The sequence below is a fragment of the Paenibacillus sp. MT86 genome (assembly GCF_058792535.1).
Genome location: NZ_CM179499.1, coordinates 6,606,341 through 6,623,203, shown reverse-complemented (window position 1 = coordinate 6,623,203; position 16,863 = coordinate 6,606,341). Strand labels below are relative to the sequence as shown.

Below are 16,863 nucleotides of genomic sequence, written 5' to 3'. Positions count from 1 at the left end.
TCTTCAAAACAAGGTATATTGCTATTAATCATAAGAAAAAGTAAGCCACTATGTCAAATAACAGTCGCAATCGGCTATATAAATCCTTATATATCAAGGGTTTCGGATGATCGCCAGGCATACAAAAAAAGACAACCCTCCAAGATTTCCGGAGAGTTGTCCCATGCTGCAACGGACTATTTATGGTATGGCTGTTGTCTGATATAGCTGTCGGACAGATGAAGCAGCTTCAGCGCGCGTTCGAATTCTTCCTTGGTAGCCTGGGTCTTCTTCACGTCCGAATTCGGAAGCGGATGCTTGGTTCCGTCCTCAAAGCCGATGCCCGGAATGTACAGGGTCGTATTGTTGATGAACGTGCCCGAAGGCAGGTAATACCGCTCCGGCAGCAAATTATTATCGGTGTGATTGAGCAGATCCTGGCCAAAATGTAGCTGATGGTCCATCGATACGCCCAGCAGGTTGGCCACCGTCGGCAAGAGGTCGATTTGTCCGCCGACCTGCTCCTTCACTTCGGGCTGAATTCCCTCGCCATGGATGATAAGCGGAATGTTGATCATATCTCCGGAGGTATATTCGCGGCCGTAAATTTCGTGCATCAGCTCTTTATCCTTGTGGTCCAGGGAGTAAATCGGCAGTCCAAGATGATCGCCGTAGAGAACGATCAAGCTGTTATCCCATACGCCGTCTTTCTTCAGCTGCTCGATGAATTTGCCGAGTGCGTCATCGGCATAATTCTGGGAACGGATGTAGTCGCCGACAAAGGTGCCTTCATACCGCTCCGGCAGGGTCATCCGATATTTATCCTCAGGAATCGTGAACGGATGGTGAGCCGACATGGAAATGACCTGGGTATAGAAAGGTTTACCGGCATCGTTCATTTTCTTCAGCTCGGCGGCCGTTTTGGAGTACAGAGCGTCATCCGAAGCGCCGAAGAACAGCTTATCGTCTTCACCGAAGAACGCTTTATCGTAATAACGGTTGAAACCGAGCGCCTTGTACAGCTCCCCGCGGTTCCAGAACTCCACGACGTTGGTGTGGAAGGTCGCCGTATCATATCCTTCCCCTTGCAGCAGTCTCGGCAGGCTTGGCAGAACCCTGTCCGCATAATGCTGCGTAGCCGCACCCCGCGGCGGAATGTAGAAGGAAGTATTCACAACAAACTCGGCATCCGAGGTATTGCCTTGACCGACATTCTGGTAGAAGTTCGGAAAGTAATTGCTCTCGCGGGCCAGCTTGTTGATGTTAGGCGTAATTTCCTTGCCGTCAATCTTGAGGTCGACCAAGAACTTCTGGAAGGACTCCATCTGGATGATGATCAGATTCTTGCCTTTGGCGACACCTGTGAGCAGGGCCTCCTTATCGGACGCTTCCAGGCCTTTCAATGCGTTGACTTTATCCTGGGTAATGGTTTTGGCATCCACGAGCTCTTTATTCTCCTGTTGGAAAATCGTGTAGGCCTCGTAGTTCAGAATCCCCATTTCCTGCGCCTTCACGATTTCGTTCATGCTTGCGCGGTTCGGCATGATCTGGAACAGGCACAGCATTAAAGAGACAACAAAAACAATCGGGATAATTTTGCGTTTTTCTTTTTTCGCATGCCGAGTCTTCCAATTTTTAACGCGGTCGCTGCGCCACAACAGAACAAACATCACGATGATATCCGTAAAGATCAGCAGATAGTAAGGGTCCATCAAGGAGAATACGCTGTTGCTCACCGCCGTTACCTGGTTCACCTGCTCTAACGCGTGATAGGTAACGATGACACCGTAATATTTATAATACATAATGGCTGCAAAGAAGATGGCGGTCAGCAGCAGATTAACGCTCATATAAGCCGTCAGCTTTCGCTTGGAAGCAACCCATTCGATCAAGCTGAACACAAGCCAGATAAAGGGAATTTCCGTAATCAGCGGTTTCCATGGCATGACATCATCAAAAATGACCGTCCAGGCCAGGTAGCTTTTGAGCAGCATAATAACAGAGAAAAATATAAATGGCTTCGTAATCGTTAACCGAAACCGCGAGGTGGAGAACACCTGTATCGCCTTCCTTTCAGGGCCGCCACAGACCTGTTCGCAAAACTTCGGCGGCTATTCGTTTTTTAAGAATACATAGACGTTATTCTTACTGTAGATTTACGTTCCGTATACCATTTATTTAACAAAACTAATGAACAGAATTTATTATGACCTCTTCGGAGGAGGTTGTCAAAGAGTTAAAGTAAGTCCCGAAATTTCCTATAACAACACAAAAAGACGACGAAAAAACCGGCCATCGCCGGTTTTGTCAGAGTTTTAGCAAATATTAATAAAGAAAGGACATGATCAGCGGTGCGGTTCCGAGGGTGAAGAGCGCGGCGACGATCATCGAAATGCTGGATATGGTTCCCGAGAGGGAACTGAATTCGAATGCTTTGGAGGTGCCGGTTCCGTGGGCGCTGGTCCCAAACAGAACCCCTCTCGCGATATCGCCCCGGATCCGGAAGATCCGCATGACGGCGGGTCCGATCATGGACCCGAGAATCCCGGTCATAATGACGAAGACGGCGGTCATGTTCGGCACGCCCCCGATCACCTCCGATACGTTCATGGCGATAGGCGTCGTAATGGAGCGCGGCACCAGGCTGGTAGCCAGAGAACTGTTCAGGTGCATCCATTTTGCGAGAAACGCGGAAGATAACATGGCCAGCACCGATCCCGTCAGCACGCTGAGCATAATCTCGGCCGCGTGTTTCTTCAGGGTTTGGAAGTTCTTGTACAGCGGCACGGCAAAGGCGATCGTGGCTGGTCCGAGCAGCTTGCTGATCCACTGCGCACCTTCATTGTATGATTCATAGGATACGCCCGTTTGTGTCAATATCACAACAATCAGCACCGGCGTGATCAGGAGCGGCGATAAATAAACCTTCGGCAGGCGGCGATACAGCCTTTTGGCTCCCCCGTAAATCCCGATCGTTAACAGCAGGCCGAGGATGACGGTCAGCAGGATGTTCATGGCGTTTTACGCCCCTTTCTGGATGAGATGAAGCCGGCCGTCAGCCCAGAGCTTACCATCACGATGACGGTGCTGAACAAAACGACGGCCAGAATCTGGAGCCCTTCGGTTTCCAGCATCGGGAAATATTTCATGACCCCGACCGCGGCGGGGATAAAGAACAGCAGCAGTTCGGCGAGAAGCCAATTGGCGCCAAGCTCGATCCACTCCAGACGGAGGATCTTGGTTTCGAGAAGGATAAACACAACCACGATTCCGAGAATGCTGCCCGGAATTCCTATATTCAGCCAGGCGGCCAGTTGATCCATCCCTAAGGAAAGAAGCATGAATCCGGCCACTTGAAGCGTTCCTTTCAACATGTTGACCATGACCGGCCTCCTTATTTTCATTGGTATTGAAATTTTACAACGATAATTTTCATAGGTAAAATGCATATATCGAATGATAAGTATTCCATTTATCTATACATAGCCAAAATGAAGGGAGCATCGGGAATGGACATACGGCACCTGGAGTATTTTCTTGAGGTAGCGAGGAACCAGAGCTTCACCAAGGCCGCAGAGAAGCTGTATATTACGCAGCCGACGATCAGCAAAACGATTCGCAACATGGAGGACGAGTGGGGCGTCACCTTGTTCTATCGTCAGGGCAAACGGATTGAGCTGACCGACGCCGGCCACATCATGTACCAGCAGGCCCAGCAGATGGTGGAATCCTTCCAGCGGGTATCGGCCGAGCTGGAAGATCTCATGAACCTGAAGCGCGGCCATCTGCGCATCGGGCTTCCGCCCATGGTGGGCTCAAGCTTTTTTCCCGAAGTCATCGGGCAGTTCCACCGGGAATATCCGAAGATTACGATTCAGCTGATCGAGGACGGCGCCAAGAAGGTGGAGGCGGACGTGGAGAGCGGCCAGACGGACATCGGCGTCGCCGTGCTGCCTGTCAATGAAGACGTATTCCATTACTATTCCTTCGTGAAAGAGAAGCTGAATCTGCTTCTGCATCCGTCCCATCGGTTGGCCGGAAGGGAGCATGTACACCTGAGTGAGCTTGCTGACGAGGCGTTTGTATTGTTCCGCGAGGACTTTACGCTCCATGACCGGATTATCCGCGAGTGCGTCAGCGCCGGCTTCGAGCCGCGGGTGGTCTACGAAAGCTCGCAGTGGGATCTCATCAGCGGCATGGTTGCCGCCAATTTGGGGATCGCGCTGCTTCCCGAAACGATATGCAAAGAGATCGATTCTTCGCGCGTGACGATACTGCCGCTGGACAATCCGTCGATCCCGTGGCAGCTCGGGATGATCTGGAGAAAAGACCGCTACCTGTCCTTTGCCGTCAGGGAATGGATCAGCTTTACGCGTTCCCTGCTGGGCGAGCATGAGTAAGTTTGTTATAAATTGAAGGGCATTTCATACATTTTCACGCCTTGGACATAATATCCATAGTAAAGAGAACCCATTTACAAGATTTATAACCAAGGAGGAGTGACATTCGTGAGTGGCCAAGATCATGATGCTAAACATGGAGTAAACCAAGAACGGGCAGGATACGCCGAGAATCGGGGCGAGACGGAGCGGGAGGATACGCTGACCAACCGGCAGGGACATCCTATTTCGGATAATCAGAATGTGCGAACGGTCGGGAATCGGGGGCCGATGGCCCTGGAGAACTATCATTTTTTGGAGAAAATCACGCATTTTGACCGCGAACGCATTCCGGAGCGCGTCGTGCATGCCAGAGGTGCGGGAGCGCACGGATATTTTGAAGCGTACGGAAAAGTAGGCGACGAGCCGGTTTCGAAGTATACCCGGGCCAAGCTGTTCCAGGTCGAAGGCAAGCGCACGCCGGTATTTGTCAGATTCTCAACCGTAATCCACGGTTCCGGCTCGCCTGAAACGCTTCGGGATCCGCGCGGGTTCGCCGTGAAATTCTACACCGAGGAAGGCAACTGGGACCTGGTCGGCAACAACCTGAAAATATTCTTTATCCGCGATCCGCTCAAATTCCCGGATATGGTCCATGCGTTCAAGCCGGATCCGGTATCCAACGTTCCGGGTCCCGTAGGCATGTTCGATTTTGTCTCCCGTTCCCCGGAAGCGACGCATATGATCACGTTTGTGTATTCCCCTTGGGGCATCCCGGCCAACTATCGCCAAATGCAGGGCTCCGGCGTGAATACATATAAATGGGTCAATGCAGAAGGCACCGGCGTGCTCGTCAAATATCATTGGGAGCCGCTGAAGCAGGGGATTAAGAATCTTACGCAGGAAGAGGCGAACAAGATTCAGGGCATGAATGACAGCCATGCGACGCAGGACCTGTACGAAGCCATTGAACGCGGGGATTTCCCGGAGTGGGAGCTGTGCGTGCAGATTATGAGCGACGACGAGCATCCCGAGCTGGAATTCGATCCGCTGGATCCGACGAAGCTGTGGCCCGAGGATCAGTTCCCGTTCCTGAAGGTAGGCAAAATGGTGCTGAACAAAAATCCGGAGAACTACTACAACGAAGTGGAGCAGGCGGCCTTCGGCACGGGCGTGCTGGTTGACGGGCTTGATTTCTCGGACGACAAGCTGCTGCAGGGGCGTACCTTCTCCTACTCGGATACCCAGCGGCACCGCGTGGGCACGAACTACCTGCAGCTGCCGATCAATGCGCCGAAGAAACGGGTCGCTACCAATCAGCGGGGCGGGCAAATGTCCTTTTTCGTGGATAAAGCGCCTGGTCAAAGCCCGCATGTGGATTACGAGCCGTCCATGACGGATGGGCTGGTGGAAGCATCGCAGACGGCGAAGCCGCATCAGCCGCATTACGATGCCAACCTCGTGCGGCAGAAGCTGGATCGCACGCTGGATTTCAAGCAGGCCGGGGATACGTACAGAGCGTTTGAGGATTGGGAGCGAAACGACCTGATCAACAACCTCGTGGGTGCGCTGATCCAATGCGATATCCGGATTCAAGACAAGATGGTGGAATATTTCACGAATGCGGACGAGGACTATGGGCGCCGCGTGCGGGAAGGACTCGAGCAGGCAAGGAAGGGCTCGAACGAGACCGTCCGGGAGCAGGCCGTAGAGGATGCAAACCGTATGGGCCACGAGGCAGACCCTTATTGATGCTTTGCCGGCCTTAGAGACGCCGTCCCGCAAACGCGTACAGCACGGAATGGCGAAGCCGCCTGCACAAGAATGACGTGCAGGCGGCTTTCCCTTATAAGGTTGTAAAATATTTGCGGAATGTTAAGATGTTGCAAGGAAACCAAGCGATACATATCGAATCATCATAGAACCATGGGAAGAGGAGGCTTGCGTTATGGCAATACAAGCGGGAATCATCGGCTACGGCCTGTCCGGGTCGGTGTTTCATGCACCTATCCTTAGAAGCGTGCCGGATTACAGGGTGCACACGGTTGTATCATCGGATCCGGACAAGGTCCACCAGGATATGCCCGATACGGCCGTTGTCGACAGCGTGGATGAGCTCTTGTCCATTACGGATATCGATGTTGTCATCATTACGAGTCCGAATGCAACGCATTATGAATATACCCGGTTAGCCATCGAGGCCGGAAAGCATGTGGTCGTCGAGAAGCCGTTTACCGTAACATCCGCCGAAGCGGACGAGCTGATTGATCTGGCCAAGCAGAAGGGCGTGCTGCTGACGGTGTACCACAACCGCCGCTGGGACAATGATTTTCTGACCGTCCGCAATCTGCTGGAGACGGGAGCCTTAGGCAAGCTTTCCATCTATCAGTCGCAGTTCAGCCGCTACCGTCCGGAAGTTCAGTCGGAGCGGTGGAGGGAGCAAGCGATGGCCGGATCCGGGATCTTGTATGACTTAGGTTCGCATTTGATCGATCAGGCGCTGTTCCTGTTCGGCCTGCCGGAGACGCTCTGGGCGGACTTGAGAACGGAGCGCAAAGGGTCCAAAGCCCACGATTATTTTCATTTGGTGCTGGGTTATAAGACGTTTCGCGTCATTCTGCATTCCGGTTCGCTGGTACGGCAGGCAGGGCCGAAATTCGAGCTGCATGGCGATAAGGGAAGCTTCCTGAAATATGGAACGGATCCGCAGGAAGGCCAGCTGAAGCAGGGCATGCATCCCGGGGATGCGGGCTGGGGCGAAGACCAGCCGGACCAATACGGGGAGCTGGCTACCGAGCTGAGCGGGCTGGCGGTGCAAGGGGAGATTGAGACGCTGCCGGGACGCTATCAAGCTTTTTACCAGGGATTGGCCGAAGCAATCCTTAAAGGCGGTTCGCTGCCTGTTCAGCCTGAAGAAGCCCGCAATGTCATTCGGATGATCGAATATGCCCTGCAGAGCCATCAGAAGGGCCGGTTGATCAAGATCACGTAAACATGCGGCCGCATCCGAAAACAGGACTGTCCTGGATTGACACATAGTTTGCTCCGATTTGTGGGATATTAGGTGATGCCACCCTTGGGACGTCTTTCATCAGGGGAGTCGATCCATATCACAACAATGAAGGAGAGAGAACGGATATGAAGAAACGTGGTATCCTTCGGCCGGCCCTTATGCTTCTTGTGAGCCTGGCGGTGACGCTGTCCATCTCCGGAGCTGCTTTGGCAGGCGGAAGCGGTCCGTTTCACTTTGGATTTAAGAAAAGCGTCAACGGCCAGCTGCCCTCGATCAATGAGGAGGGCTTCAAGGAGCTTCTGCAAAAATACGATGCGGTCTTCATGGGCGATGCCGAGCAAAAGGAGCTTTATCTTACGTTTGATAACGGGTATGAGAACGGGTATACCTCCCGTATTCTGGATACGCTTAAAGAGAAGAAGGTGCCTGCCACCTTTTTCGTGACCGGACATTATGTAAAGACACAGGAAGATCTGCTGAAACGGATGACGGCGGAAGGCCATATTATCGGCAACCATTCCTGGAATCACCCGGACGTGACCACGATCTCGGCAGAGAAGCTGACCGAGGAGCTGGAACGGGTGAAGAAGGAGGTAATGCGCATCACCGGCCAGCCGGACATGAAATATTTGCGCACGCCCCGCGGCATCTTCGATGAGCGGTCCCTGGCGACCAGCAAGCAGCTGGGGTACACCAATGTCTTCTGGTCGCTCGCGTATATGGATTGGGACGTGAAGTCCCAGCGCGGCGCGCAGTATGCTTACGATAAAGTGACCGCGCAGCTCCACCCCGGGGCGGTCATTCTGCTGCACTCCATCTCCAAGGACAACACGGAGGCGCTGGGACGGATCATTGACGAAGCAAGGAACCGGGGCTACGAATTCAAGAGCCTCGATCAGATGCAAAAGAAATCCCCGTAAGCATATGCCGCATATGCTTACAGCGTGCAGACGCCATCCTGCCAGGAGGCCGTCTGCACGCTTTTTTTGTTATCGAATGCCCGCGGATGCTTCGCTTTCCGGAACGAATGTTTGGTATAATACCCTTCATATAGAACATGAACGAAGGAGACCATCATGCCTCATACTATCCAAATATCCGTCAGGCCGCTGGTGGAATATGTCTTTCGCAGCGGCAGCATTACCTCCGGTTTTCGCACGGCGACGTCCCTGACCGAGGGGACCCGTGCACATCAACAGGTACAGCGCGACTATGGCGAGAACGATCAGAAGGAAGTTCAGCTTGAAGCGGAGATTCCTTACGAGGATCTGCTGTTTGTGGTGGAAGGTCGCTGCGACGGCCTGATTCAAGAGGACGAGCGGATCATGATCGACGAGATCAAGTCGACCTCCGGCGATTTGGGCGAGATTACGGAGCACACGTACCCGGTTCATTGGGCTCAGGCCAAAATGTATGCCTATATGTACGCGAGGTTGCATGAGATTCCGACGATGGCCGTGAGACTGACCTACTTCCAGGTCCCGAGCGGAGAGCGGAAGCAGTTCGTGCAGGAATGGAGCTTCGCTCAGCTGGAATCCTTTGTGCTCGAGGTTGTGGCGGCCTACGCGCCTTACGCCAACCTGCTGCGGGAGCATGGCGAGCGGAGGGACCGGAGCATCCGCGAACTGAAGTTTCCGTTTCCCGCCTACCGCGAGGGACAGCGGAAGCTGGCCGGAGCCGTGTATAAAAGCATCGGGGAAGGACGAAGATTGTTTGCCAAAGCCCCTACGGGCATCGGCAAAACCATATCCACGCTGTTTCCTTCGGTCAAAGCGATCGGCGAGGGCCTGTTATCCCGGATTTTTTACCTGACGGCCAAGACGATTACCCGAACCACCGCGGAGGAAGCCATGGCGCGCATGGAGCGTCAAGGGCTCTGCATGCATACGGTCACGCTGACGGCGAAGGACAAGATCTGTTTCAGCGAAGCGGAAGGCTGCAGCCAGATGGGCTGCGCGTTCTCGGAGGGCTACTATGACCGGATTAATGACGCCATACTGGATTTGCTCTCGAATGAAACGTTGATCACGAGGCCCGTCGTTGAAGAGTATGCCCGCAAGCATACGGTGTGCCCGTTTGAATTCTCTCTGGATGCCGCGTACGCCGCCGATGCCGTCATCTGCGATTACAACTACGTGTTCGACCCGCGCGTCTCCTTCAAGCGGATGCCGGAGGACGTGAAGAAGCGCAGCGTGCTGCTCATTGACGAGGCGCACAACCTGGTCGACCGGGCGCGGGGGATGTTCTCGGCCGAGCTGAATAAGTCCGCGTTCCTGGAGCTGCAAAGGGCGTACAAAGAGAGCAATCCCGGGCTTTACAACACGGCGAAGCGGGTGAATAACCGCTTTAAGGTGCTGCGCAAGGTCAGCGAGGAGGAAGAGCGGATCGTCGGGTCCCAGCAGCCGGAGATGATGGTCGAGCTGCTGGAGGATTTCTCGCTCCAGGCAGAGGCCGAACTGATGACCGGCAAGAGCGGGGATGAGGCCGATGCGCTTTTGGAATGTTATTTTGCCGTGCAGGGGTATCTGCGCATCTCCAAGCTGTATGACGACCGCTTTGTCACGTATGCGGAGATGAGCGGGAGCGAGGTGTTTCTCAAGCTGTTTTGCCTGGACCCCTCTTATTTGCTCCAGCAGGCGGGTAAAAACTACCGCTCCAGCGTATTCTTCTCGGCAACGCTCATGCCGCTCGGATATTACCGCGACATGCTCGGAGCCGAGAAAGAGGATTACAGCCTCTCGATCCCCTCGCCCTTCTCTTCCGAGCAATTGGATGTTCGGATTTTGCCGTTATCGACGCGCTTCAAGGATCGGGAGCGCAATAGCGAGGCCATCGTTCGGATGCTGAGTGCCCTGGTTCAGGAAAAACCGGTGAATACCTTGATCTTCCTGCCGTCCTATCCCTACATGCAGGATATTCATGAGGCGTTTGCCAGAATGAATCCGGAAGCCCGTACCTTGCTCCAGGGGCATGGAATGAGCGAGGAGGAGCGGGAGGCGTTCCTGAATGCATTCCAGGCGGATGCGGAAGATCCGCTGATCGGCTTTGCCGTGATGGGCGGTATTTTCTCCGAAGGCATCGATTTGAAGGGAGAACGGCTTTCGAGCGTGGTGGTCATCGGCGTAGGATTGCCGCAGCTTTCCTTCGAGAATGATATCATCAAGGATTATTTTGATCGTACCGGCAAGAGGGGATACGATTACGCCTACGTGTACCCCGGCATGAACAAAGTGCTGCAGGCCGGAGGGCGCTTAATCCGATCGGAGCAGGACAGCGGGACGCTGACGCTCGTCGATGACCGCTTTCTGAATCGACAGTACGGGATGCTGCTGCCCGAGGAGTGGAGGCATTACAGGCGCATCTAATTTTTTCATGGGATGTTGACACCTGGAAATACGAACCCTATAATACGGATATATTAATTAAGCTGAAGGAGGCTGATGTCAAATGGTTATGATGCATAGTGGATGGGTCGCATTGACGTTGGTCTCTTTGGACGGGAAATTCTAATGGTACCCGGGGTGTAAGGCATTGGGTTTAACATGTCTTCATCTCCGTACCTAAGAACCCGCAGGAGACCGTGCTTGGTATCCTGCGGGTTTTTTGTGTCTATGCAAGGCTCCGGTATGATCTTTGGCGGTTTGGCCGCCGAGGATCGATGCCTTCGTCCTGCATAGTCTCAGATCAGCCGCGGATACAAATCTGCGGTTTTTTTTGTGTTTGATCATTTGTTAACAACCAATCCAACAACGATAAGGGGATATCACGAATTTGACGAAACAAGACATGACAACGTTGCAAGCCTATGGATGGAATGAACATTGGCGTTTGATGGCCGCTCAGATCCCGAAGCAGGACAAGGCGCTGGTGCCGGCCCGCATTACGGCCCAATTCTCGAAGCAATACCGCATTATCACTCAAGAGGGTGAGCAGACGGCCATTGTCACAGGCAAGTATGAATACGAAGCGGGCAGCAAAAGCGACTTTCCCGCAGTCGGCGATTGGGTCATGGTGGAGCCGCTGCAGGGCGAATCCCGTGCCGTCATTCATCATCTGCTGCCCCGCCAATCCGCCGTCACGCGCAGGGAGGCAGGAAGCGTGCCGGATGAGCAGATCATTGCGGCCAACATGGATACCGTGTTTATCATTAACGCGCTCAACAAGGATTTTAATGTTCGCCGGATTGAACGCTATCTGATTGCGGTCTGGGAGAGCGGTGCCGCACCGGTCGTGCTGCTCACCAAGGCGGACCTATGCGAATCGCCGGAAGCGTACGTCTCGGAGGTAGAGGCGGTTGCTCCGGGCGTGCCGGTCCATGCGGTAAGCTCCCTGATGGATCAAGGGAAGGAGCAGCTTGGAGAGTATCTGGTGCAAGGGAAAACGGTCGCCATAACGGGTACCTCCGGTGCCGGCAAATCGACGCTGCTGAACTGGCTGTCCGGCCAGGAAATGCAGCGGGTTCAAGGGATACGCGAAGAGGACGCAAGAGGGCGGCACACCACGACGCACCGGGAGCTTTTCGTGCTGCCGGGAGGCGCGATCATGGTGGATACGCCGGGCATGCGGGAGCTGCAGCTGTGGGATTCGGAAGAAGGCTTCGAGGCGACCTTCGCGGATATTTCCGCGCTGGCGCAGCAGTGCCGGTTCCATGATTGCCGTCATGAAACGGAGGCCGGCTGTGCGGTCCGGGAAGCGCTTCAGGACGGAACGCTGGATGCAAAGCGATATGCGAATTACAAGAAGACGGAGCGGGAGCTGGCCCATATCGCCCGCAAAGAGAGGGTAAGCAACCGCCGCCAGAACAAGAGCTCGGGCAAGTCGACGCGCAAGGGCGACCGAGGCCGCAAAGGGGCATATCAGCAGCTGCTGTACGATGATGAATAATGGATGTTAAGGGAAGGCCGGAGTCGATTTGACTTCGGTCATCTCTCGGGTATATAGTTAGGTAACCAAATAAATTGGCAATCTATCTATTTTATTCGAGCCGTTGCCGAGAAGAGGTGGACCATGGCGGAGGATCAACATCCAGATTTACATAAAGAAATGAACGGGAACGAGGACCAACATTCGCGGGAGGGACCATGCATGAAGGGCGGCAGGCGGGAGGACAGCGTTGCCGGCAGGCTCTTGTACAGCATACGCATGTTCCACAAGCAGGAGTGGGATCAGCACTTGATTTCAGGGTATACACCCGGCGAGATCCGCATTCTGATGGGACTCAAACATCATATCGAGCCCGATGGCCCCGGCATGAAAGTGTCCGAGATCAGCAGCATGATGAATGTTACGTCGCCGACGATCACGCAATTCATCAATGCGCTGGAGAGCAAAGGGCTGGTGGAGCGGGTGATGGATGCGCAGGATCGGCGTGCGGTCCGCGTGCAGCTGACGGAGGAAGGGAACCGCGTTGTCCAGCAAACCTATCAGAACGTCAAGAACAGCTTTAACGAGCTGGTGGATTTCCTCGGGGAAGAGGACAGCGTCAAACTGACGGAGCTGCTGACGAAGGTGTACCATTTTCATGAACAAAAACGCAAATCGAACGAAACGACATCAGACAACGAGTAGGGGTGGGGGATTTGTTAAAGCTGTTTCACTATATGAAACCGTACCGGACAGCGGTCATTTTGGTCCTGCTGTTCACATTTTTCCAGTGTCTGTCTGATCTGTACTTGCCTACCTTGATGGCGGACATCGTGGATATCGGCATCGTGAAGGGAGACGTCCCTTATATTTGGCGCGTGGGCGGCTTCATGCTGCTGGTTGCGGCGGGGGGCATGATTTGCTCTATTGCCGCGAGTTATCTCGCATCCAAATCGGCTACCGGATTCGGGAAAATTCTTCGCGGGCGCGTGTTCTCCCATGTCGAGAATTTCACGCTGCAGGAATTCGACAAGATCGGCACGGCCTCGCTGATTACCCGTACGACAAACGACATTACGCAGGTGCAGCAGGTTACGATCATGATCCTTCGCATGATGGCGATTGCGCCGATGATGTGTATCGGGGGCATCGTGATGGCCGTGTCGAGAGATCCCGGACTGACAACGGTGCTGTTGATTGTCCTGCCGGTTCTGGCACTTGCTATTTTCCTGATCGCCAAAAAAGGCATTCCGCTCTTCAAAGCGATTCAGGTGAAGATCGATACGCTGAGCCGGGTGCTGCGGGAGAATCTGACCGGAATCCGGGTCATCCGTTCCTTTAACCGGATGGACCATGAAACGGTCCGCTTTAACGATGCGAACGAGGACCTGACGGCCACTTCGATCAAAGTCAATAAAATCATGGGGGCGATGATGCCCGTCATGATGCTGGTCATGAACTTTGCCACGCTGGCGATCGTCTGGTTCGGAGCCCACCGCATAGATGCCGAGCATATGAAGGTCGGCGACCTCATGGCGTTTCTCCAATACGCGATGATGATCATGTTCTCGCTGATCATGCTATCCGTCATGTTTGTCATGATTCCGCGCGCCCAGGCATCGGCGGTCCGGATCAATGAAGTATTGAACATGATGCCTGAGATCCACGATCCGAAACAGCCGCGCAATGCCGGCGTGCTGCAGGGATCGATCGAATTTCAGGATGTGACCTTCTATTATCCCGGCGCGGAAGAGCCCGCCATATCCGATATCTCCTTCCATGCCGGCCCAGGCGAAGTCACGGCGATCATCGGCGGAACCGGCTCGGGCAAATCCACGCTGATCAGCTTGATCCCGCGTTTCTATGACGTGACATCGGGCCGGATTCTCGTCAACGGAACTGATATCCGCGACATGATGCAGGAGGATCTGCGGAACCGGATCGGATTCGTGCCGCAGAAGGCGCTGCTCTTCACCGGGACCATTGCGGAGAATATCCGCTACGGCAAAGAGGATGCCACGGACGAGGAGATCCGGCATGCAGCGAAGGTTGCCCAGGCCGCCGATTTCATTTCCTCCATGGAAGGCGAGTACGATGCCGAGATTTCGCAGGGCGGCAGCAACGTATCCGGGGGCCAGAAGCAGCGGCTCTCGATTGCAAGGGCGCTGGTTCGCAGACCCGAGATTTATGTGTTTGACGACAGCTTCTCGGCGCTGGATTTCAAGACGGACGCCAATCTTCGCGCAGCGCTTCGCGAGGAAACGACGGAGGCCACCGTTTTGATCGTTGCTCAGCGGGTCAGCACCGTCATGGACGCCGACCGGATTATCGTGCTGGACGAGGGACGCATTACCGGCATCGGCACGCATGAGGAGCTCATGGCTTCCAGCGATGTGTACCGCGAAATCGTCACCTCGCAGCTGTCAGAGGAGGAGATCGCATGAGTGAGAAGAAACGGGGAGGACATCCTCGGGGACCGGGCGGTCCCTTTGGCGGCGGCCCGCACGGGCCTGGGATGCCAGGGGAAAAAGCCAAGGACTTCAAAGGCACGTTTCGCCGGTTAACGCGATATCTCAAGCCGCATACCGGCAAGCTGCTGATCGTCTTGATCGCAGCGATCCTCAGTACGATATTCAGCATCGTGAGCCCGAAAATATTGGGGGATGCCACCACGATCCTGTTCAAAGGCTTCATGGCTAAGATGCAAGGCGTGCCAGGTGCCGGGATCGATTTTGACGCCATTCGGACAATCATGCTCTGGCTTGCAGGACTATATCTCTTAAGCTCGCTGTTTGCGTACATCCAGCAGTATGTCATGGCCGGCGTGGCCCAGCGCACCGTGTATGATTTGCGCAAGGATGTGTACAACAAACTCGGCCGCCTGCCGCTGAAATATTTCGACGCCCGCACGCATGGGGAAACGCTGAGCCGGGTGACCAATGATATGGACAATATCAGCAGCACGCTTCAGCAGAGCTTGACGCAGATGATTACGTCTGTGGTCACACTGGTCGGCGTCATCGTCATGATGCTCACGATCAGCCCGCTGCTGACGTTGGTGGTTATTCTGACCCTCCCGCTCAGCGTGGTGGTGACCATCATGGTTGCCAAGCGCTCGCAGAAGCATTTCGTGGCCCAACAGAAGCATCTGGGTCAGCTGAACGGACATGTGGAGGAAATGTACACCGGTCATAAAGTAGTGAAGGCTTTCGGCCGTGAACGGCAGTCCATGGAGCAATTCGACGAGGTTAACGACAAACTCTATGATGCCGGTTGGAAAGCCCAGTTTATATCGGGCACCATCATGCCGCTCATGAGTTTTGTCGGCAATATCGGATATGTGATCGTCAGCGTCGTCGGCGGTGTTTTGGTTACCCGCCGGGCGATCGAGATCGGGGATATTCAGGCCTTCATTCAATATTCGCGCCAATTTACGCAGCCGATTACTCAGCTTGCGAACATCGCGAACGTCATTCAATCCACCGTAGCCTCGGCAGAGCGCGTGTTCGAAGTGCTGGACGAGGAAGAAGAGGTGTCAGAGCATACCGCTCCCGCCGAGCTTAAGCAGCCGCTTGGCGACGTGACCTTCGAGAACGTGAGCTTCGGCTATAAAGCGGACCAGCTTCTCATCGAAAATATGAATGTGGACGTGAAGCACGGCCAAACGGTCGCGATTGTCGGTCCGACCGGTGCAGGGAAGACCACGCTCATTAATCTGCTGATGCGGTTCTATGAGCTGAATCAGGGCAAAATTACGATAGACGGCACGGATATTACGGCTCTTCGGCGCAGTGAACTGCGCAGCCTGTTCGGAATGGTGCTGCAGGATACCTGGCTCTTTAACGGGACGATCCGGGATAATATCGGATACGGACGGGAAGGCGCCACGGAACAAGAGATCATCCGGGCGGCTGAAGCGGCTCATGCGGATCATTTCATCCGGACGCTTCCGGAGGGCTACGATACCGTTCTGAACGAGGAAGCCTCCAATATATCGCAAGGGCAGAAACAGCTTCTGACGATTGCGCGGGCCATTCTCGCCAACCCGTCGATTCTCATCCTTGATGAGGCCACCAGCAGCGTGGATACGCGGACGGAGCTTTATATCCAGAAAGCGATGAATGAGCTGATGAAGGACCGGACCAGCTTTGTCATTGCCCATCGGTTGTCCACGATCCGGGATGCTGACCTGATTCTGGTCATGAACAAGGGCAGCATCATCGAGCAGGGAACCCACGAAGAGCTGTTGTTCCAAGGCGGCTTCTACGCCGACCTGTATAACAGCCAATTCAGTGATCAGCATGAAGCCGGATAACGAGGCAAGGAAAGCTATGACAAGAAGACCCCTTCGATTGCGAAGCGGGTCTTCTTTTTGTTGATTAATCGCTTCATAACAAAGGGTAATAATAGAAGCAAGCCAATCAGGCACGGATCAGAGGGAGGCGGGAATGATGTATCATCGGGCTTTGTTGGTGTATAACCGCAGTGCGGGTCAGCAGGAGACCCTGCAGCAGCTTGCGGCTGTCATCCCGATACTGGGGGAAGGCATCAAGGAGCTGGTATTGTTTCAGACCTCGGCGCCGGGAGAAGGGGAAACCGCAGTGCAGGGAGCAGGGGGAGGCGTATGAG

General features: G+C 54.3%; 14 protein-coding genes. 10 read left to right on the top strand and 4 right to left on the bottom strand.

Annotated elements, in window-relative coordinates:
- Positions 1 to 176: 176 nt before the first annotated feature.
- The 3 genes from AC3RCL_RS30205 to AC3RCL_RS30195 form a co-directional block, all read right to left on the bottom strand.
- Positions 177 to 2,036: an LTA synthase family protein gene (locus AC3RCL_RS30205; protein ID WP_036659287.1), complete on the bottom strand. Its 1,860-nt coding sequence runs from the start codon at positions 2,034 to 2,036 to the stop codon at positions 177 to 179.
- Positions 2,037 to 2,304: 268 nt separating this feature from the next.
- Positions 2,305 to 2,994, bottom strand: a complete 690-nt coding sequence (locus AC3RCL_RS30200) for a CidB/LrgB family autolysis modulator (RefSeq protein ID WP_009590333.1) — start codon at positions 2,992 to 2,994, stop codon at positions 2,305 to 2,307.
- The gene (locus AC3RCL_RS30195; RefSeq protein ID WP_492533652.1) at positions 2,991 to 3,362 is read right to left on the bottom strand and encodes a CidA/LrgA family protein; all 372 of its coding nucleotides are present in this window, start codon (positions 3,360 to 3,362) and stop codon (positions 2,991 to 2,993) included. The genes AC3RCL_RS30200 and AC3RCL_RS30195 overlap by 4 nt, the downstream gene beginning before the upstream one ends.
- A 126-nt stretch (positions 3,363 to 3,488) precedes the next feature.
- Here AC3RCL_RS30195 and cidR point away from each other — a divergent pair, with 126 nt between their 5' ends.
- The 4 genes from cidR to pdaA all read left to right on the top strand — a co-directional run bounded on the left by cidR (position 3,489) and on the right by pdaA (position 8,291).
- Positions 3,489 to 4,379 carry a cidABC operon transcriptional activator CidR gene (cidR, locus tag AC3RCL_RS30190; RefSeq protein ID WP_096775796.1) on the top strand — a complete coding sequence of 297 codons (891 nt, stop codon included), beginning with the start codon at positions 3,489 to 3,491 and terminating at the stop codon, positions 4,377 to 4,379.
- A 108-nt stretch (positions 4,380 to 4,487) separates the two neighbouring features.
- A complete protein-coding gene (locus AC3RCL_RS30185) occupies positions 4,488 to 6,110 on the top strand; it encodes a catalase (RefSeq protein WP_492533649.1) in 1,623 nt (540 codons plus the stop codon).
- Positions 6,111 to 6,306: 196 nt separating this feature from the next.
- Positions 6,307 to 7,350: an oxidoreductase gene (locus tag AC3RCL_RS30180; RefSeq protein WP_452518918.1), complete on the top strand. Its 1,044-nt coding sequence runs from the start codon at positions 6,307 to 6,309 to the stop codon at positions 7,348 to 7,350.
- A 146-nt stretch (positions 7,351 to 7,496) separates the two neighbouring features.
- Positions 7,497 to 8,291, top strand: a complete 795-nt coding sequence (gene pdaA, locus AC3RCL_RS30175) for a delta-lactam-biosynthetic de-N-acetylase (protein ID WP_096775799.1) — start codon at positions 7,497 to 7,499, stop codon at positions 8,289 to 8,291.
- Positions 8,292 to 8,308: 17 nt separating this feature from the next.
- On the opposite strand, the gene AC3RCL_RS30170 is transcribed toward pdaA, so the two are convergent.
- Positions 8,309 to 8,449, bottom strand: coding sequence for a hypothetical protein (locus AC3RCL_RS30170; protein ID WP_192570350.1), 141 nt, complete (start codon positions 8,447 to 8,449; stop codon positions 8,309 to 8,311).
- Between AC3RCL_RS30170 and AC3RCL_RS30165 the strand changes: the two genes are divergently transcribed.
- The 6 genes from AC3RCL_RS30165 (at position 8,448) to AC3RCL_RS30140 (ending at position 16,862) form a co-directional block, all read left to right on the top strand.
- On the top strand, positions 8,448 to 10,736 hold the full coding sequence (locus tag AC3RCL_RS30165; RefSeq protein ID WP_492533646.1) for an ATP-dependent DNA helicase: 2,289 nt from the start codon (positions 8,448 to 8,450) through the stop codon (positions 10,734 to 10,736). The two genes, AC3RCL_RS30170 and AC3RCL_RS30165, sit on opposite strands and share 2 nt — an antisense overlap.
- 406 nt (positions 10,737 to 11,142) lie before the next feature.
- Complete coding sequence (rsgA, locus tag AC3RCL_RS30160) at positions 11,143 to 12,255, top strand: ribosome small subunit-dependent GTPase A (protein ID WP_492533644.1); 1,113 nt, start codon at positions 11,143 to 11,145, stop codon at positions 12,253 to 12,255.
- A 201-nt stretch (positions 12,256 to 12,456) separates the two neighbouring features.
- Positions 12,457 to 12,939 (top strand): MarR family winged helix-turn-helix transcriptional regulator, encoded by a 483-nt coding sequence (locus tag AC3RCL_RS30155; protein WP_492533642.1) that lies wholly within the window; start codon positions 12,457 to 12,459, stop codon positions 12,937 to 12,939.
- Positions 12,940 to 12,950: 11 nt separating this feature from the next.
- Entirely contained in the window at positions 12,951 to 14,678 is a 1,728-nt protein-coding gene (locus AC3RCL_RS30150) for an ABC transporter ATP-binding protein (protein WP_492533641.1), read from the top strand.
- Positions 14,675 to 16,549, top strand: coding sequence for an ABC transporter ATP-binding protein (locus AC3RCL_RS30145; RefSeq protein ID WP_492533639.1), 1,875 nt, complete (start codon positions 14,675 to 14,677; stop codon positions 16,547 to 16,549). Before AC3RCL_RS30150 ends, AC3RCL_RS30145 begins: the two co-directional genes overlap by 4 nt.
- Before the next feature lie 133 nt (positions 16,550 to 16,682).
- The gene (locus AC3RCL_RS30140; protein ID WP_492533637.1) at positions 16,683 to 16,862 is read left to right on the top strand and encodes a hypothetical protein; all 180 of its coding nucleotides are present in this window, start codon (positions 16,683 to 16,685) and stop codon (positions 16,860 to 16,862) included.
- Position 16,863 lies beyond the last annotated feature (1 nt).